Origin of the sequence: Bacteroides fragilis NCTC 9343 (assembly GCF_000025985.1) — a bacterium.
GTDB classification, from domain to species: Bacteria; Bacteroidota; Bacteroidia; order Bacteroidales; family Bacteroidaceae; genus Bacteroides; species Bacteroides fragilis.
Genome location: NC_003228.3, coordinates 361,957 through 381,743, shown reverse-complemented (window position 1 = coordinate 381,743; position 19,787 = coordinate 361,957). Strand labels below are relative to the sequence as shown.

Sequence of the window (19,787 nt, the reverse complement as noted above, 5' to 3'; positions counted from 1 at the left end):
ATATTATTTAAAAATTCAATTGAATACGAAGCCCCAGAATACCATAAGCATTCCCTCCTTTACCCAACGATTCATCAACTTCCTCGGGTTTATAGGCAATCTCTCCGTTCGATTTATACCCTACCGCTGCCTGTCCGAAGGCATTGGCATATTTATCATTATCTACATATGAATAATTGAGCTGAAATTTAAGATTCCGGGTAGCATAATAATTCACTCCGAATGTCCATCCGTTGGACGATCCCCCCATCACTTCTGTTCCGTTCAGGTCGATACGGTCAAAACGGGCTGCCAATTCTATATCCCCCCAACTGCGTCCGAACGATGGCTGCGAGAAGGCTCCACGCGATTTACTATATCGTTGCTGCCCACCGAACAAAAGATAAGCCGCCTGCACATAGAAGCCGTTGAACTTCTCTGTTGCCAACCCTTCCATACGTACCGTATTGTTCATGATATACTCTCCCTGAAAGCGAAAACCTCTGTAAAATCCGGCCAGTTCAGCACCGGCCAACCAATCGTGACTGACAGAAGCAATCGGCGATGTATCCAGAAACTTGATTTTGTTAATATAAGAAAGTGATCTTGTACTATATCTCACAGTATTCGGCATCAGCGAACCGACTGTTGTCTTCGGAGTACGATAGGATGCGGCTATTCCCAAATGAAGACCTTTTACCTTATCTGCCGAAACCGGTTGCCAGACAGCACGGGCTGTAACCGATATTCCTTCATCCTCCCCCGCTTTATTATTACTTTCGGAATAGTCTTTCTCTTTGTTACCTTCTATTTTTTTAAAATGTACACCCGCTACTCCCAGAAACTGGTCATGTTCCCAGGTTCCCTGTACACCGATATGATATTCCGGAGCAAATGCAGATACCACGTTCGCCTTTTCCATGAACCACAAATCGCCCGAGGAGGTCATTGCAGCCATGCCAAAACTCTCTTTAAAATTACCTGCCCTAAAATAAAGCCCATTCGGGAAAGCATATTTAATGAAACAGTCCTTCAATGAAAAGCCACCGTCGGTAAGATCCATTTCTATCTTACCGGACAACCTTTTGCCAAAAGCAGCAGTAGCTCCCAAACGTACACGCCTGAATCCGACACCGTTGCCTATGGGCTGGTAGTCTTCTCCAAAGAACATAGCTCCGTCTGCCTGGATACGACCATTGAAAGTCAGTTTAAACTTATTGTCCTCCGAACTGAAGGTTAATGACTCTTTCTTCACCTCAGGAAGAAAAGATTTAGACTCCTGGGCAGAAACCATTCCCAGACAAGTAATTGAGAAGATAGAAAAAATAGTAATCAGTTGCTTGTTCATCCGTCTTTTTAGTGATTAGCGATTTATTAGCAGTGATTAGCAGCTAATAACCGGTGATCAGTACGATTCATCCACCCGGTACCAATCACTAATTGTCAGTCACTAATCACTCACTCTCAGCCCAAAAGAGAAAAACCGATAATCATAGCCAATGCCAGGATAACCAGCGAGACAAAAACTATCTTAACAACCTTTTTGGCTTGTTCTTCTTCTTTCTTGCTGTGTGTTACTTTTTTCTTATTCTTACTCATAATCGTTAGCTTTAAAGTTCAACGTTAACAAAGTAAGAACAAATCTTTTAACCTGCCAAAAATATAGAGAATAAAATGACGGACAAAGAAAGGAAATAAAAAAACATCCCCCGGAGCAGAAAAATCCGGAGGATGTTACAATTCTGTTATTTTTAAGCTTCTTCCGAAGAAAATTCCATCAGATAGGCTTTGATAAATCCTTCTATTTTTCCATCCATCACTCCGTTTACATCAGAGGTCTGGAAGTTAGTGCGATGGTCTTTTACACGACGGTCGTCAAAGACATAGCTTCGTATCTGTGACCCCCATTCGATTTTTTTCTTACCGGCTTCCACTTTAGCTTGTTCTGCCATGCGGTGCTGCAATTCTTTATCGTAAAGAATAGAACGCAACTGACGCATTGCATTTTCACGATTTTTGGGTTGGTCACGGGTTTCGGTATTCTCTATCAGGATTTCCTCTTCCTCACCGGTATAAGGATCCTTGTATTGATAGCGTAAACGAACGCCGGACTCTACCTTATTAACGTTCTGTCCACCGGCACCTCCCGAACGGAAAGTATCCCAAGAGATACAGGCCGGCAAAATATTTACCTCGATACTGTCATCCACCAATGGAGTGACAAACACGGAAGCAAAAGAAGTCATACGCTTACCCTGCGCATTATAAGGGGAAACACGAACCAAACGATGTACACCGTTCTCACCTTTCAAATACCCGTAGGCATAGTCACCTTCAATCTGTATGGTACAGGTTTTGATACCCGCTTCATCACCTTCCTGCAAGTTGGCCATGGTTGCTTTATAACCATTGGTCTCGGCATAACGGAGATACATACGCATCAGCATCGATGCCCAATCCTGACTCTCCGTACCACCGGCACCGGAGTTAATCTTCAGTACGCAACTCATTTGGTCGGCCTCATCACGAAGCATGTTCTGCAATTCCAGATTCTCGACATGCTCTAATGCCTTTGCATAGGCCTCGTCTACTTCTTGTTCGGTAACCAGTTCGTCTTTATAAAAATCGAAAGCCAGTTCCAGTTCGTCTGTCAGTGTCTTGACATCATTGTATCCCTCAATCCACTTTTGCAGTCCCTTCACCAGTTTCATTTGTGCTTCGGCCTTCTTCTGGTCATCCCAGAAACCCGGAGCCTGCGTTCTTAATTGTTCTTCTTCGACTTGAATTTTCTTCCCGTCGATGTCAAAGATACCTCCTCAGCGCATCAGTGCGCTCTTTCACGTCTTTAAGTTGTTCAATAGTAATCATACTTCTTTTTTATGGTTTTCATTAATTATGGGGAGCAAAGATATACAAAATTTTGTGTTCTTACTCCTCATACATTTTATCAATTACCTCTTTATAGTTGCGTGCCACTACCGGACGTTTCAACTTCAGGGTATTAGTCAGTTCCCCTTTTTCCATGCTGAACGGTTCGGGAAGCAACGTAAATCGTTTAATCTGTTCGTAATGGGCAAACTGCTGCTGCAACGTATCGATACGTGCGCGGAACAAAGCAGTAATTTTAGGATGCTCCAACAATTCGGCCATATCTTTGTATTCGATACCTTTCTCTTTGGCATACTGTTTCACAAAACCGTATACCGGTACAATCAGTGCAGATACAAACTTACGCTGATCGGCAATAATAGCTATCTGATCGATATAACGGTCGATAACCAATTTGGTTTCCAATGCCTGAGGAGCGATATATTTTCCGTTCGATGTCTTAAACAGGTCTTTGATACGCTCTGTCAGATACAACTGCCCATTTTTAAAATAGCCGGCATCACCGGTATGAAACCAACCTTCTTCATCGATGGCTGCAGCCGTCGCTTCCGCCTTTTTATAATACCCTTTCGTGATGGTCTTTCCACGAAGCAGAATCTCGTTATCTTCGCCGATCTTCACTTCTACCTCCGGCATCACCTGACCTACCGAACCAATATCATAGCCCGTCTTCGAGGTACACGAAACAGTTGCCGTAGATTCTGTCAAACCATATCCGACCAGCATATCGATACCCACCGAATGTACAAACTCGCAAATTTCATCGGGAACAGCAGCACCGGCTGTCGGGAAGAAGTTACCGTTCTCTATTCCGATGGTCTTTTTCAGCAGAGCATAGATAGTCTTCTCATAAAACTTATATTTCAGCTGAATCATTCGGGGAGGCGTCTTACCCACCCGCAAATAATCCAAATTATGGATACGGCCTACTTTAATAGCATCCAGCATCAGCATTTTTTTTATTCCGGTGGTCTCGGCTATTTTTTCCTGAACGCCGGCATACACCTTCTCCCAAAAACGAGGGACACTACACATCAATGTCGGACGGATTTCTTTAATGGTTGTCTGGATATCGGCCGGACGAAGATTGATGCAGACCTGTACGCCCTTATGCACACAGAGATAAGTCCATGCCTTCTCAAACACATGGGTCAGCGGCAGGAAGTTCATCGAAACATCCTTATCGGTCATATCTACCAAACGGATATCATGAATGCGGAATGCTTCCAAATAGCAAGAATGATGCAACATGACTCCTTTAGGTTCGCCCGTAGTACCGGACGTATACAGGATGTTTGCCAAATCCTCGGCACTGGCACGTGCCGTACGTTCTTCCACTACTTCATTGTGTGGCAAATCTTTTCCTTTAGCCAAGAACTCGTCATAGTAAATAGAACTCATATCACGCGGATCTTTCACTACCGCCGGATCAAAAATGATCAATTGTACAAGTGAAGGGCAGAAGCCGAACACACTGAAAGCAGCATCATACTGGAACTGCTCGCCTACAAATAAGAAACGTATCTGGGCATCATTGATGATATATTGAGCCTGTGCCGGAGAACTGGTTGCATAAAGCGGAATAGTTACTGCACGGTTGGCAAAAGCGGCAAAATCCGTAAACAGACATTCCGGCTTATTTTGAGAGAAAATACCGATATTTTCTTCTTCCTGTACTCCCAATTCCACCATAGCATTGGCGGCTTGCCTTACAGTTTGCGAAAATTCATTCCAAGAGATAGGTATCCACTGCGCCTTCTCATAGTCACGGTATTTCAGGGCTGTCTTGTCGCCATACTTTTCAGCCTGACGATGGACCAAGACAGATAAATGATGATAAGTCATATCCTTTGTTGTTAGTTATTCGTCTGCAAAGGTATCGTTTAATTTGGAATTATCAGGTGTGAATACTGAATTATTTTGCTCAACAGAGTCAGGCACTTAGCCATATAGCGCCTGATAAATAGTTGTCTGACAAACTGAAAGATTCAAGTATTATTTGTACATTTGCATCCATTCAAAGCAAAAAAGAAATGATAGACGAATCCATTACATCCGAAGCTGTCGGCTTGCTGAAATCTCTTATCAGCATCCCTTCGCTCAGCCGCGAAGAAGAAAAAGCAGCCGACTATCTGCAAAATTATATCGAGGCCGAAGGCATGACCACGGGCCGTAAAGGAAACAATATCTGGTGCCTGAGCCCTATGTTCGACCTGAAAAAGCCGACAATCCTGCTCAACTCCCATATTGACACTGTAAAGCCGGTCAACGGTTGGCGGAAAGATCCGTTCACTCCACGCGAAGAGAATGGAAAACTTTATGGATTGGGCAGCAATGATGCCGGTGCCAGTGTAGTAACACTCCTACAGGTGTTTCTGCAACTATGCCGCAAACAACAAAGTTATAACCTTATTTATCTGGCTTCCTGCGAAGAAGAGGTATCCGGAAAAGGCGGTATCGAAAGTGTATTACCGGGACTTCCCCCCATCAGTTTTGCCGTAGTAGGAGAACCCACCGAAATGCAACCTGCCATTGCCGAAAAAGGCCTGATGGTGCTCGATGTCACAGCTACCGGAAAAGCAGGACACGCCGCCCGCAATGAAGGTGACAATGCGATATATAAAGTACTGGACGATATTGCCTGGTTCCGCGACTACCGCTTTGCAAAAGAATCACCATTACTGGGACCTGTCAAAATGAGTGTTACGGTGATCAATGCCGGTACGCAGCACAATGTCATTCCCGACCGTTGCAGTTTTGTAGTAGATGTGCGTAGCAACGAACTGTACTCTAACGAAGAGTTGTTTACTGAAATACAAAAGCATATCTCTTGTAAAGCTGAAGCCCGTTCGTTCCGCCTCAACTCTTCACGTATCGAAGAAAGCCACCCGTTTGTACAGAAAGCAAAGAAACTGGGACGCGTGCCTTTCGGCTCTCCTACTCTCTCGGATCAAGCTTTAATGGTGTTCCCCTCAGTCAAGATAGGCCCCGGCCGTTCTTCACGTTCGCATACGGCCGATGAATATATCATGATTAAAGAAATAGAAGAGGCATTGGAATTGTATTTGAAGATACTGGACGGACTGGAAATCTGATTTTCCCCTCTCCCTGTCATTCGTATAGGATGAAGGTGTCATAACTCACCACAGATTACACAGATTTACACAAAACGATTTTAATCTACTGACAACCCATACTAATTATCTGTATAAATCAGTATAATCTGTGGTGAATACGAATTTTGACGCATCTTCATCCTATACAAACATATTTACTATTCGGGAATGACAAAAATGTGTTCGCCCCCCTTCACAGCTTTCGGCTTCTGCCCGGGCAAAACAACAGTAGCCATAGCCGTTGAAGGCAGAACCAGATGTAACCGGATCTTCCCTTCTTCCCGTCTCCAATCAACCCGGATAGTGCCATACATCGATTCATGGCTGGCTTCTACAAAATCAAGATCGGACAGGAAACACGGCTGAATTAATATTTTCTTAAAAGCCGGTGCATCCGGTGAAAGACGTATACCTGCCGGATACTTATACATCCAGGCACTGACAGCCCCCATTGAAGGATGATTCAGAGACGCATCTCCGATACGGCGGGTCACGTCCCAGGTTTCGTACAAAGAAGTCGCCCCGGTTTCTTTGATCCAATATCCCCATGAAGGTAATGTAGTTTTTGTCAACATCCTATAGGCCGTTTCCGCATAACCGGTCTCCGCCAAGACATCAGGTACCATTACGCTGCCGATAAACCCGAAATCAAGACTATAGTCATTGGCTGCTATGATCTTATGCAGATTCTCGGCAAGACGTTCCCTATATGCTTCGGGAACAATATGAAGATAAAGCGGCAAGGCATATGAAAGTTGCGTTTTATTCGCATAAGACACAGTCTGAGAGTCAAAAAAATGATCGTTAATCCGTTTCTTAAGCTCTTCGGCTTTTGCCAGATACTTTTGTCTGTCTTCTACACGTCCGGTAAGTTCAGCCATCTGTGCCATCATCAGGTTGTCCCAATACACAAAACCGGTAGCCATAAAATCGACCGGTGTTTCAGCCTTATAGAACAACCAGTCACCCAATCCATGATTAATCAATCCCCGTTCATCTTCCGTCGTTTCGATATACTTCAGATAACGTTCGGCAGCCGGATACACCTGACGCATGGTTTCGATATCACCGGTATAACGATAAAGATAAGAGGGCACAATGAAGATGGCCGCATCCCAAAGCGGCCCCGCCCAGTTGGAATCCCACCTCCGGGAAGTCGGGGCAATACCGGCTACATTGCCATTCGCCTCCTGCGTATCGATCATATCTTTCACCCACTTGGCATATACATTCCGGCTGTCATAATTGAACATACCCGCCTCCTGCACCATAAAGCCATCCGCCATCCATCCATTCTTTTCACGAGTGGGGCAATCGGTCGGTATCCCGAACAGATTACTCAGATATGAGTTTCGGCAAATATTGAAAATAGTATTGAGTAACTGATCGGAACATTTGAAACTCCCCACTTCAGCCACGTCACTATGCATCCTGAGGGTTTGAAGTTTCACGTCCGCAACAGTAAGGGGACGATCGGAGGTCAGTTCTATATAGCGGAATCCGTGATACGTGAATGGTGGAATAAAAGTTTCCACCCCCTCTCCTTTCAGGACATATTCATCCGTCTGGATAATTTCACGTTTGTTGCGAGGACGTAAGTGCATGTCAATATTACGCTGGTCGATATTCCCATCTTTCTGAAGCATCTCGGAATGCCTTAAACGAATCCGGGTTCCGCGTTCTCCTTTTATCTCCAAACGGGGAACTCCGGCTGTGTTGATACCCATATCGAACACGTAGCAAGTATCACTGATACAGTTGACAGACACTACAGAAAGAGTATCTGCTGTAGTAATGGAAGGCATCTTCTGTGCTTCGATCAGTGGGGCAGGTGCCGCAGTCAATTTAGCATGTTGCCAAGAGACATCATCAAAAAGTTCCGTATCCCACCCTTTCTGTTCCAGACGGGCATCATAGAAAGAGCCTACATAAAGATTATCAAACAGGAGCGGTCCTGTAGATGTCTTCCATGAAGTATCGGTCGTTATGATATCCTTGCTGCCATCAGTATAACAGAGATGTATCTCAGCAATCATTTGCGGGCGCTTTCGCCAGGGTGCCTCATGAAAGTGCCACACGGCAGGAGTTTGCTCATTGAACCAGCCATTGCCCAACTGAACCCCTATACAGTTTTTACCATGCCGGAGCAGTCCGGAAATATCATACGTGAGATAAAGCACCCGCTTACTATAATCCGTAAACCCCGGATCGAGTGCATGATCATTGACAGCCTTCCCGTTAAAGGACAGCCTGTAATACCCCAAACCGCTTATATAGCAACGGGCAGAAGCAACCTCTTTGGAAACATCGAACACTTTACGAAACATCGGAGAGGGTTCGTAGTCTTTATCATACCCATCGGTAATCCAAGAAGCTTCCCAATCCGTTGCCGAAAATTTTCCGGTTTCAAACCACATAGGTTCCGAAACGACCTTCTTATTATTCAGCCACACTTCTACCCTCCACCAGTATCGGGTGTGAGGACGCAACGTACTCCCGGCGTAAGAAACCAATTGCTCATCCGACTTCTGTTTGCCGGAATCCCAGATATCAGCCTCTCCTTGTCGCAACAGTTCCGGAGTAGAAGAGACCAAAATCCTATAGGCCGTTTGCCTACTGGGCACATCGGAAGTGTCCACTTTCCACATCAGACGCGGGCGCTGCACATCAAGTCCTAAAGGCGCTTCAATGTATTCACACTTCAACGAAGTGATTCTCTTCTTGGCAAAAAGATCTTGACGGAAAGAGAATAACAGGACGAGAAGCAGAATACCCGGTTTAAGATATCCTATTTTCATAAAAACAACTCACTTTTTAAGTACAACAATCGTATACGAATAACCGGGGAATGAATAGGTAAAATCAGATCCGGGAGCCTGCTTCCAGGTAGCTTTCGGCAGAATCCATGTAGGCGTATCCGGAAGGTTCTCATCATTCAACTCTCCACTCAGCGTATATATTTCCATATTCCCTTTCGGAATGAAACCGGACAGACTAACCTGAGTCTCCCGCACTTCAGAGGAAGTGTTGACTACATGAAGAATCACTTCATCGCGTGCCTCGTTCGTAGTGGCCGTCATATCCAGTTCTCCCACTGTCTCACTCCACAACCGCAGCGGATGGTGATGGGCCGAAGACATCTGCTGTGCATAGAAAGTCGGCATACCCCAAACCTGTCCCGAAGTGAAAAAAATTTGTCCCTGATCCCAGCCGTTGTCATTTTGCAAATAGGGTTGAAGAGCATTGGCCGCACAGGTGGTCAGAATAAAATCACCATGGCGACGAACCACATTCTGAACAGTAGCATGCACAATGGCGCGCTGAACGTTGTGCAGATTACCGTTTTCTTCGAAAATAGCACAACGCATACTTGTCTTCGGATTCCATTTCAGGAATTTAGCTTTCATATCCGTCAACTCCCGGTCTATATTTACGTGACTGCCAAGATCATCCGTCCAAGGATGGTAATCCCAATAGGCTGCTTTACCATCAAGTGCTTTAAATACTTTCTCCATATTAGGTGATTCGGGACGCCACCAGGCAGAATGAATAAACTGCACTTCCGGATCCTTGGCATGAACAGCCTCATAAATATCATTAAATCGATCGATATAATGCTGATAATCGGCTTCAATATCTCCCCAGATAACTTCTTCATTTCCAATTTCCAGATATTTTAACCCGTAAGGCTCAGGATGTCCGTTCTCTGCACGCTTCTTACCCCACTTCGTATCTACCGATCCGTTCAGGTATTCGATCATATCCGCCATATCCTGCGCCGACTCTTCTACATTCACTGCATAAGCAGGCATAAATCCGGCTTTCTCACAAAAATGAAGGAAATCCTCAATTCCGAAACCGTTGGTAGAATACGTATACCAATGACCTTTATAAGGAGGTCTTTCCGCACGGTCTCCAATCATCTTCTTAAAACGGTATTCAGGTGCATTGACCATGGTGCCGCCATAGCGGAGAAAGCGTAAACCCTGATCCACCATTGCCTGCCCGATGTCATTACGCAGCGGCAACCCGCAAAACTGACGGTCCGCGCCGTTCATAAGGGTGACCATGTCTACCTGAATGCGTCCTTTCTCTTCCAGATAAATAGCAAGGCGTGCATTTTCATCGGTTTTATCAGGAGTTAGCTCAAACGTATATTTCTTCCAGTCACCGGCATTGGCCCGAATGCACTGCACAGCATATTCTTTTTCACCATCCACACTCTGCAAGGCTACCCGGACTTCTGCTTTTCCCTTTAAATAAAGGCTGCCGGTCTTTTTCTCTCCCTGACGTACAGATATTCCCCAACGATTCAGGCTCCGGTTAGCAATACCCACTTTACCGGTTCCTACCAGATACTCTATCTCCTGCGCATACCGGCCATGAAAAGGTTTATCTGCAATTTGTTTGTAAACAGCAGCGGCAGTCAGGTCAGCAAAAGCATCCCACATCCCGCTGACTTGTGGAGTTGCTTTGGTCAACAGCTTGACAGGAGTATTGCTTCCGATAGTCAAACTACGATAAGATACATCGGCTCCCCAGTTTCGGAAAGCGACTTTCCCATTACGCAAACCGGTATCCCGATCTTCGAAACGCAACACCTCACAGTCATTCAGCAGAATCACCAGTTCATCTCCATCCAGTTTCACTTCCATACGGTTCCATTGCATCGGATCTACATCTACCGGAGTCGTTTTCAACTCTTGCCAGTTATGCAAGTGTTTCCCTAACAGCAAGCGCTTTCCATCAGCAAACAGACTGACCTCATATCCATCGAAGTTATCGGCTCCGCCTCCATATTCACCGACACGCAGTAAAAGTCCGGCATTGTTGGAGGATGAAGTACCGTTCGTAAATTTAAGATCGACCCCGACCGTTCCGTCGGAAAGCTGCGTGTCATCATATACCAATTTTGCTCCCGGATGTGCCTGTACGGAAAGTTGGCCATCTTGTAGTTTCCACACCCCTTCACAACGGGTAAACCCGATAAAATTATCCATGGAAACAGGTTCTTCAAAACTCTCGCCGAAAATTTTCTGGTCATAAAGACCACCGTAAATCTCATGATTTACGTCTTCCATACAAGCTCCGTACAAATAGGGAGTTATTTTATTTTCAACCTTACCGGCATCCACCCGGATAACGGCATCTTGTGCCGCCAATGATGAAGCAGACAATGCCAAGGCTAAAAGACAGTTTATTTTCATGTTGTAATTGTGTTTATGTTCGTTCATGTCATTTATTTGCGGGCATCCAAACGACATAGCCTTTATCCTGACGATTGCCCAGAGCATAATAAGGAATAGCCGAAACCGACACTTTCTTTCCTGTCTTATCCAGTGCCTGGCCTTTAATTACATTAACTCCATTCAGCAGTTCTTTTTCAAAAGTCATCGATAAAGGAGCGCGCGTATCGAGTCTCAGATCAGCCACCCCTTCATTGTCACATCCTTCCAGGCAATATACAAAAGGACCGGCAGCAATGGCCACCTTATTTTGCAGATCCGCTACAGCTTCATTGGCCGTTACCAACCGCGGCTGAACAGGTAATGTCAATTCTACTCTATCTCCCTTTTTCCACTTCCGCTGAATTTCGGCATATCCTTTAAATATTTTCATTGCGATAGATTTGCCGTTTACTTTCAGATTGACAGCAGACTTCACTTCCGAACGATACAAATCGTATGGATTCTCGACTCCCTGTGCCCATCCCGGGATCCGTACTTTTAATAAAAAAGTTTTTTCTTTCTCCGGTTCAACAGTCATGACAACAGAACCATCCCATGGATATCCGGTCTTTTGCGTCAACCGTATCCGACTCTGATCCGATAGGCTCAGTTCCGTTTCACTGCCGATAAAGAGGTTTACATAGATATCATCCCCCTTCTGTGAATAGATAAATCCGGGCATTGCGGACATCATTTTCAAGAACATGGGCGGACAGCAAGGACAATCATGCCATCCCCAACGGGCGTGCTTGGCGGAATTCAACGGATTCTGATAAGTATATTGTGTACCCGAAAGAGAAATGCCTGTCAGGACATTATTATATAAAGTACGTTCCAGCTCGTCCATATATTTAGCATCACCGGTCAGTTCATTCATTCTCTGGCTGAAAAAGCCGGCACCGACAGCAGCACAAGTTTCCAGATAAGCATCCGTAGGCAAGAAATAATCAGGCCCGAACTTTTCGTCAAAGTGAACAGCACCTACCCCACCGGTGATAAACATACGTTTACCAATCATATTATCCCATAAACGGCTGACGGCAGCTATATACTCCGGTGAACGATTTTCAAGTGCAGCAGCCGTTGCTCCGGTAGCAAACAAGGTGGCACGAACAGCATGCCCCTCGATTGTCTTCTGCTCGAAAAGCGGAATAGAATCCTGTGCATAGTCTCCCCATGACGGACGGGTATGATTGCCAAACTCAGGAGCCTCGTATTTCCGGTCGCGTATCCATTGTTCGGCAGCAGGGTTACCCCATGTCCCCCACAACGGGAATCCGCAATGTTTTCCTCTACCTTCGATCCAGAATTCAGCCAACCTGAGATATTCCCGCTCAACTACCGGAACATTGATCTGTTTCTTCAGTCCCGGATTGTCTCTATATAAGGTATACAGTTTCACCAAAGCCTCTTCCGGACCCGAATGTGCAGGAACCACATTCTTTTTAGGAAAAGTCCCCATATATTCAGCCATCAAATTGGCACAGCGAGTTGCCACTTCCAGTAATTTTGTTTTTCCGGTCGCATTATAATAGTGTACGCCCGCTTCCACCAACATACCGGCGTTGTATACATCGTGTTGCCAACGGAGCATTCCTCCCCGCTCTCCCCACTGATGGTCGGCTTCCATCAGTTGAGTGTAAGTATCGATATACCCGTTAGGTTCAGACGCCTGTGCCACAGCAATCCGATCGATATATCCGTCCACCCGTTTTTCCAAAGCCGCATCCGATTGCCTTGCCATCAGGTCTGCCACTCCACGGATAGTCTCGTAAACAAGCCCATCGAACCAGGGAGCTCCTGCATGCCGTCCGATATTGCGTTCACCTTTCGCCACACGATCGAAGTTTTCGAACGTATTACAGAATTCTCCCGGATGTTCCAGATGCTTTCCTTCAAACTTATCGAAAACATCGTTTACCGTCACTTTCTGCCAAAGATTCAATTTGGGTTTCCAGAATGTATCTTCTATTTTCACTTGGTTTACTTCCGGAAACCGAATACCGGAGCTCCCTTTATCAGACGGCCCTGCCGTCAAACTTCCGGTTGCAGTCATTGCAAGTAGTACCGGAAACATAAATCTGTACGTTCTCATTGTTTTATTTTTAGTTTGTTGTTTCTTCCGCTCCTTTTTTTGCCTGTGAATCTTTACAATCCGAGCAACAGTGCAAAGATAATGAAACCTATCGTAACTGATACGAACTGGTATGTATTTTTATTATGTTACAAAACATATACGATATCCGGACAGTAGCTGTACCCTTTTACGTTTTTTATCCTATCTTTGCAGCACCAAAAACAAAAGTATGAAAAGGAACGAATCAAAATACAAACAGGTAGTAAACCACGTAATAGACGGTATCAATAACGGTAGTTATAAGAAAGGTGACTGGATTCTCTCTATCAACGAATTCAGGAAAAACTATAATCTATCCAGAGATACGGTATTCGCCGGTTTAAGCGAACTGAAATCAAAAGGAATCATTGATTCGACTCCGGGTGTAGGTTATTATATAGCAACGACCCGCATCGCACAAAAGCTGAATATATTCCTTCTTTTCAACGAATTCAATGAATTCAAAGAAGATCTTTACAATTCATTTATTTCATCCATCAGGAAAACCGCCAATGTAGATCTATATTTTCATAATTACAACCGAAAGGTTTTTGAAACTCTGATCAACGAAGCCAATTATAAATACACAACCTATATTCTGATGCCCGGTAAATTCACTAATATAGCCCCACTATTGGAAAGCCTATCGGGTCGTGTCTTTTTACTCGACCATTTCCATCCCGAACTGGCCGGAAAATACTCTTCTGTCGCACAGAATTTTGAAAAAGACACCTACGAAGCCTTGGTATACGGACTTCCCCACCTAAAGAAATATGATCATATCATAATGGTTCAGAAAGAAGAAAAAGAACCGATCGAGCGCTATAACGGGCTTTGCGCATTCTGTGAAGAATACCATTTCACGCATGAATATACCGACTCCGTCCGGAACAGGGAAATCAGGCAAGGGGAAACCTTCATGGTCGTTAATGACCGGGATCTCGTCGACCTGCTTAAACAGGCCCAACTACAGAATTTCGCACCGGGAAAAGACTTCGGAATCATTTCTTACAATGACACCCCGCTTAAAGAAATATTGGCCGGAGGAATCACCACTTTGTCTACCGACTTCAAACAAATGGGACAAACAATGGCTTCACTCATTACACAAAAAGAAATAAAGACCATCGAGAATCCCTGGAAGTTGGATATCCGGAACTCACTTTAATGTCCGGATTTCATATACCAACCCTTTTTTTAATATTTGAAAGATCACACAGAGGCATACCAATACCCTGCATTAAACATCAATTATTCATATACTTCTGTGTGATCTGTGCCAATTTCTAACGTATTTCCAACTGAAATACATTGTTGAGACCGTATCGCTACTTCGCCGCAGCGATCATTTCCACAAAGTTACCATCCCGATCGAACCTGACCTGTGATCCGTCTCCCAATTTATAAATCCACCCCTCTATGCTATAAGAAGAGAAATACATATTGAGGTCATCCGGAAATTGATGTCGCATATATCTGTATGTTTTCTCGGAAATGCTCAATTCTATTTTTTCTTTTCCAAGAAAACCTCCCTGGGAATCAAACATCAGTCCGTCACCATTCGTCAACTCCACCAAAAATGAAGCTGCAACCGAACGATCGACTCTCGTAATTTCGGAGTTCGAATGTGCCGAAATATATTCGGTAATCTTTTCAGGAAGCGATGCTACCAGCTTTTCAGGAAATGCAAATCCGTTCCCATCTATATTCAACCATTCGCTGGCATCTTCGTTGACAAGCATATTAAATCCGTTCGGCAAACAGACCTTGAAATTCAAAACATCCGTATGAAGCGGATGACTGATGGAAATGGAACGCAGTTTGCCAAAGTACTCTTCAGCCAAAGCTTGTGCCTGCATCACAGGTACTACTATCGGTTTACTTTCCGGATCGATAGTCACATACACCGTCTTGCTGACCTGAATGGTATAACAGGTACCCTCCAAACGAATGTAAGTAACTTGTGCAGCCGGATAATCCCGATACAATTGTTCGGTTACTTTTGCAGGTAAAGTCTCCAGAATCGAAACCGGCAGCAACTCTGTACCTCCATTCACTTCTGTCCACTGACCACGATCATTCAGCACACATTTAAATCCATTCTCCAACCAGAATGAATAGCCGGCAGTAACATTCTCATTCGGAATGTGCTCCACCACCGCCTGGAAAACTCCATCAGGAAAATACGTTGCAACAAAATCACGTACAGGTTGCGGCACTCCGGATTCATCTTTTATATCCATTTCATAGCCGATACACGTTCCGTCATAATAGAACGCTATTTTCTTACCGCTACTTAACAACACACAATCCCCATAACAGGCATTCTCTATACCGATAAACGGATCATCGGGAAAAAGTTGCTGTACATATTCAATAATCTTTCCCCAAAGAGAGTCTAAGGACCCGGGTAACTTTTGATCCGGAATCATCAATCTTTTCCATCCTCCATTTTCACTAAATTCCACTTTAACTTCATTGGGAAAAACAACACGATAAAGCAACCGGGCATTTTCCTGATCGGTATTCGTTCTTTCTATTTTCTCCGGAGTTTGTCCCGGAAAGTAATTAGATAAAAAAGATTGTGCAGTGCCCGGCAGTTGATTCATTTCGATTGTACCGGAAGATTCATTCTCCTCCGAACAACTGCCCAGAAACGGAAGTAATCCGAATAAGAAACATAAGTAAAGGACAGGATAAAAAGATTTCATAGTTGCGTGGTTTTTATGTTTCAGACAAAGTTAACGGAAAGGTCTGAATATAAGCACATAGAGGCGTTAAACTTCTTTAAGGGGCAAGTCAAAACGAGCACAACGCTTACTCCAGCTCCCCTAAAGCCCCAACATAAAACACAAAGGACAGCTGTCAGGACCGACAACCTTTGTTTATATCTATATGCCTATTTATTAAATTTACCTCTCTTCCACATCAAAGGGGCGGATTTAAGATCGATAATTTTTAGGAATTGATAAAATTATGTAAGTTTGTAAACAGAATAATGAATTCCTCTCCAATGAAAAACATCATAAACAAAATCAGGCAGTTATACCCGGTTTCGGATGAAGCGCTCCAGGCATTACAGGCAAACATGCAGGTAAAGTATTATCCCAAAGATACTTATATAGTGCAATCGGGAATAACGGATCGCCTGGTTTATTTCATCGAAGAAGGTGTCACCCGTTCTGTATTTCATCACAACGGGCAAGATACCACCACCTGGTTCAGCCAAGAAGGTGACGTTACTTTCGGCATGGATTCGTTATATTATAAACAGCCGTCCATAGAGAGTATTGAAACCCTTTCGGATTGCAAAATCTACGTTCTCCATATAGACGAACTGAACGCCCTTTACGAAAAGTATATCGATATAGCCAACTGGGGAAGGATCTTGCATCAGGACGTCAACAAAGAACTCAGTCACATGTTTGTGGAAAGACTCCAGCTTTCTCCCAAGGAACGATACGAACAGTTCAACAGGCGCTACCCCGGACTGATCAATCGGGTAAAGCTGAAGTATGTCGCTGCATTTCTGGGTATTTCCATTTATACACTCAGCCGGGTACGCGCTAAAAAATAGCTCCCGGCCGGTCTTTTTTGCTTTTAAGCAAAAGAACTTCATTTTGCAAGCCGTATCTTTGCCATCTGAAAATATTAACTAACTAATAAAACACAGATGTCGAATATCTCTTCAACAGTTTTTGCAGATACCAAGCCGCATTATCATCTACTGGACGGGCTCCGGGGAGTAGCCGCTCTTATGGTTATATGGTATCATGTATTCGAAGGCTATGCTTTTGCCGGTGGTACCACTATCGATACCTTCAACCACGGATATTTAGCAGTAGATTTCTTCTTTATCCTTTCAGGTTTCGTTATCGGTTATGCTTATGATGATCGTTGGGGTAAGAATTTCACCATGAAAGATTTCATTAAACGCCGTTTGATACGTCTTCATCCGATGGTAATCATGGGTGCCATAGTGGGTGCTATCACATTCTATATCCAGGGTTCTGTACAATGGGACGGAACACATATCGGCATATCGATGGTGATGTTGTCTCTTCTTTGTACCATCTTTTTCATCCCTGCAATGCCGGGTGTAGGTTACGAGGTTCGCGGCAATGGCGAAATGTTCCCATTGAACGGCCCCTGCTGGTCATTATTCTTCGAGTACATAGGCAATATCCTTTACGCTTTGTTCATTCGTCGTCTGTCAAATAAAGCGTTGACCATAGTTGTAGTATTACTGGGAGTAGCATTGGCTTCATTTGCCATCTTCAATGTCTCGGGTTATGGAAACATAGGAGTCGGCTGGACACTGGACGGTGTAAACTTTATAGGCGGATTATTAAGAATGCTTTTCCCCTTCTCCATGGGTATGCTCTTATCGCGTAACTTCAAGCCCATGAAGTTGAGAGGTGCATTCTGGATATGTACCCTTGTAATGATCGCCTTGTTCGCAGTGCCTTATTTGGAAGGAACGGAATCAATCTGCACAAACGGCATTTATGAAGCATTCTGTATTATCATAGCTTTCCCCATCCTGCTTTGGATAGGAGCATCGGGAACCACCACGGATAAGAAGTCAACCCAAATATGTAAATTCCTGGGAGATATATCTTATCCGATCTATGTGATACATTATCCATTCATGTATTTGTTCTATGCATGGTTGATCAAAAATCAACTTTTCACATTAGGAGAGACCTGGCAAGTTGCCTTATGCGTTTACGCATGGAACATATTGTTTGCTTATCTATGCTTGAAGCTATACGATGAACCGGTACGAAAATATCTGGCTAAACGCTTCCTGAATAAGAAACAATAATATGTACTTGCTCTATATAAGTAGCGCCATAAACATAAACACATAGCTGAGATAGAAGAGTTGCAGTGAAATCACTTTAAGGTAGGCCTTAAGTGAATTCACTGCAACTCTCATTATGGAAGAATCCAATCTCGGAAAAGGCATTTGATGATTGCATAAATTGTTCAACCGGAACTTCCGAGAGTCCGAACAATACATTAGTCAGAATATTCTTCAGCAAGATTCAGCTAATACCTAAAGTTCAAACTTCAGCACATCACTCCCTCCTTCTTCCGTTATATTCAGTCCCAATACATATCTACCGGATGGAGCAACAGCAATTCTTTCCAATTTTACATCTGTCTGATAGATGGCAACCGGAGCACCTTGCCAGGTAAAGACCATAATCTTTGATTTACCCGAAGTACCCGGGAAACCGTTATAAAGGGCATAAAGATAATTGGGAGTACCACAAAGAGAAATGAAATATTTAGGTGCATTCGGAAAATCAAGAAACTCAGGGTCATACTCCGGGGATTTCAACTCTTTCCCTATCACTATTTCTTTCATCAGATTTCCTTTTAAATCATAAAAACAGAGAGAGTTCAGATTCAGCAATCCCATACAAGCTGCCTTTGCATCTTGATTTACCATTAAACAACTTTCGTATAGATAAGATAAATGTCCTTCCGGATATCCGGACCTAATATCACGATGATAATCCACAGTCTTAACACGGGCAGTATGCTTATCATAAATGAAAAACAAACCATGCTGCATATCTACATCAATGCCATATACACAAGAGTCTGTTTCATTATAATCCCTGACTACAGGCATCTCCGGCAATTGTTGTGCCTCAACGACAGAAACAGCGACAGGAGCGGGAGATGCTGCCGAATGAATCGCAACAATCTTTTTATTCCAACTATTCAACTCAATGAACGATAGCTTTCCTTTGCCCTCTCTGCCTATCGATTTCTCAAAAAAAGGAAAAAGAAAATCATCCGGGCCCTCTCCTTTCATCCCCAATCCGACAAGAGCAGGAGGAATTGTAGCAGTGAAGATCTTTAATAATGTATCATTACGTGTGTCCAAAAAAGCACAAAAAGAATCAGTTACACACAAATCATAGAAAATATTCAATCCTTCTTCTTCCGGCAAGTAGATTTCGTATTGAAGAGTATCCGTACACGTATCAGGAATATACACGGTTAACTTTTCCTGTTCCGATCCGCAAGAGATCATTACTATCGTTGCCAGACATATCAATAAGAGTTTAACCATAATCAAATCTTTTTCATAATAATCAGTTTTAGTTCATTAGTCTGACAAAGATAATAACTACAAACATATCCTTAAAAGAAAATAACAATAAATCCGGTACAACAAAGGATGCATTAGAAAGAAATAACTTCTGAAAAGATCACTTATATTTTTGACAGTTTGCTAAACAACCCTTCTCAGGTTTGATTATTTCAGCACATTAGTCGGGTTCGTACTAAAAATCGTCTCTATTTCATTTTTCCGTTTATCATATTGCAGGAATCCTGATGTTTTCACAACACAATGAACACCCAAAGGAGAAAGTAAGAGTACTCGTGTTTGTTTTTCGCAAAAATAAAGCGCTTTTGGAAAGTCAGAGAGTAGTC

13 protein-coding genes are annotated in these 19,787 nt (G+C 43.7%); 4 read left to right on the top strand and 9 right to left on the bottom strand.

The annotated features are described in order from the left end of the window. Positions 1-7 precede the first annotated feature (7 nt). The 4 genes from BF9343_RS01495 to BF9343_RS01480 all read right to left on the bottom strand — a co-directional run bounded on the left by BF9343_RS01495 (position 8) and on the right by BF9343_RS01480 (position 4,713). Positions 8-1,327 (bottom strand): OprO/OprP family phosphate-selective porin, encoded by a 1,320-nt coding sequence (locus tag BF9343_RS01495; RefSeq protein ID WP_010991989.1) that lies wholly within the window; start codon positions 1,325-1,327, stop codon positions 8-10. 116 nt (positions 1,328-1,443) lie between these two features. Then, entirely contained in the window at positions 1,444-1,578 is a 135-nt protein-coding gene (locus tag BF9343_RS24090; protein ID WP_005784133.1) for a hypothetical protein, read from the bottom strand. Positions 1,579-1,730: 152 nt separating this feature from the next. Further along, positions 1,731-2,847, bottom strand: a protein-coding gene (gene prfB, locus BF9343_RS01485) for a peptide chain release factor 2 (protein ID WP_108912216.1) whose coding sequence is annotated in 2 segments (ribosomal slippage) — positions 1,731-2,783 and positions 2,785-2,847 — 1,116 coding nt in all. Because the reading frame shifts where the segments join, the coding sequence is not laid out codon by codon here. Between the two features lie 60 nt (positions 2,848-2,907). Then, the gene (locus tag BF9343_RS01480) at positions 2,908-4,713 is read right to left on the bottom strand and encodes an AMP-dependent synthetase/ligase (RefSeq protein ID WP_005784128.1); all 1,806 of its coding nucleotides are present in this window, start codon (positions 4,711-4,713) and stop codon (positions 2,908-2,910) included. Between the two features lie 188 nt (positions 4,714-4,901). Between BF9343_RS01480 and BF9343_RS01475 the strand changes: the two genes are divergently transcribed. Next, the gene (locus tag BF9343_RS01475; protein WP_005813720.1) at positions 4,902-5,963 is read left to right on the top strand and encodes a M20 family metallo-hydrolase; all 1,062 of its coding nucleotides are present in this window, start codon (positions 4,902-4,904) and stop codon (positions 5,961-5,963) included. 179 nt (positions 5,964-6,142) lie between these two features. Here BF9343_RS01475 and BF9343_RS01470 read toward each other — a convergent pair whose 3' ends face one another. Genes BF9343_RS01470 through BF9343_RS01460 form a run of 3 tightly spaced genes read right to left on the bottom strand, consistent with a single transcriptional unit; the run spans position 6,143 to position 13,307 of the window. Then, entirely contained in the window at positions 6,143-8,782 is a 2,640-nt protein-coding gene (locus BF9343_RS01470) for a glycoside hydrolase family 78 protein (RefSeq protein ID WP_010991988.1), read from the bottom strand. Between the two features lie 9 nt (positions 8,783-8,791). After that, positions 8,792-11,191 (bottom strand): family 16 glycoside hydrolase, encoded by a 2,400-nt coding sequence (locus BF9343_RS01465; protein ID WP_041926294.1) that lies wholly within the window; start codon positions 11,189-11,191, stop codon positions 8,792-8,794. A 28-nt stretch (positions 11,192-11,219) separates the two neighbouring features. Further along, a complete protein-coding gene (locus BF9343_RS01460; protein WP_010991986.1) occupies positions 11,220-13,307 on the bottom strand; it encodes a glycoside hydrolase family 127 protein in 2,088 nt (695 codons plus the stop codon). A gap of 211 nt (positions 13,308-13,518) precedes the next feature. Between BF9343_RS01460 and BF9343_RS01455 the strand changes: the two genes are divergently transcribed. Further along, positions 13,519-14,496: a GntR family transcriptional regulator gene (locus BF9343_RS01455; protein WP_008658101.1), complete on the top strand. Its 978-nt coding sequence runs from the start codon at positions 13,519-13,521 to the stop codon at positions 14,494-14,496. A 160-nt stretch (positions 14,497-14,656) separates the two neighbouring features. On the opposite strand, the gene BF9343_RS01450 is transcribed toward BF9343_RS01455, so the two are convergent. After that, positions 14,657-16,039: a PepSY-like domain-containing protein gene (locus tag BF9343_RS01450; protein ID WP_010991985.1), complete on the bottom strand. Its 1,383-nt coding sequence runs from the start codon at positions 16,037-16,039 to the stop codon at positions 14,657-14,659. A 302-nt stretch (positions 16,040-16,341) separates the two neighbouring features. Between BF9343_RS01450 and BF9343_RS01440 the strand changes: the two genes are divergently transcribed. Together BF9343_RS01440 and BF9343_RS01435 are read left to right on the top strand one after the other, a co-directional pair. Continuing rightward, complete coding sequence (locus BF9343_RS01440) at positions 16,342-16,905, top strand: Crp/Fnr family transcriptional regulator (protein WP_005784111.1); 564 nt, start codon at positions 16,342-16,344, stop codon at positions 16,903-16,905. A gap of 96 nt (positions 16,906-17,001) precedes the next feature. Beyond that, on the top strand, positions 17,002-18,156 hold the full coding sequence (locus BF9343_RS01435; protein ID WP_010991984.1) for an acyltransferase family protein: 1,155 nt from the start codon (positions 17,002-17,004) through the stop codon (positions 18,154-18,156). A gap of 234 nt (positions 18,157-18,390) precedes the next feature. On the opposite strand, the gene BF9343_RS01430 is transcribed toward BF9343_RS01435, so the two are convergent. Then, positions 18,391-19,422: a hypothetical protein gene (locus BF9343_RS01430; RefSeq protein ID WP_008658099.1), complete on the bottom strand. Its 1,032-nt coding sequence runs from the start codon at positions 19,420-19,422 to the stop codon at positions 18,391-18,393. Between the last annotated feature and the right edge of the window lie 365 nt (positions 19,423-19,787).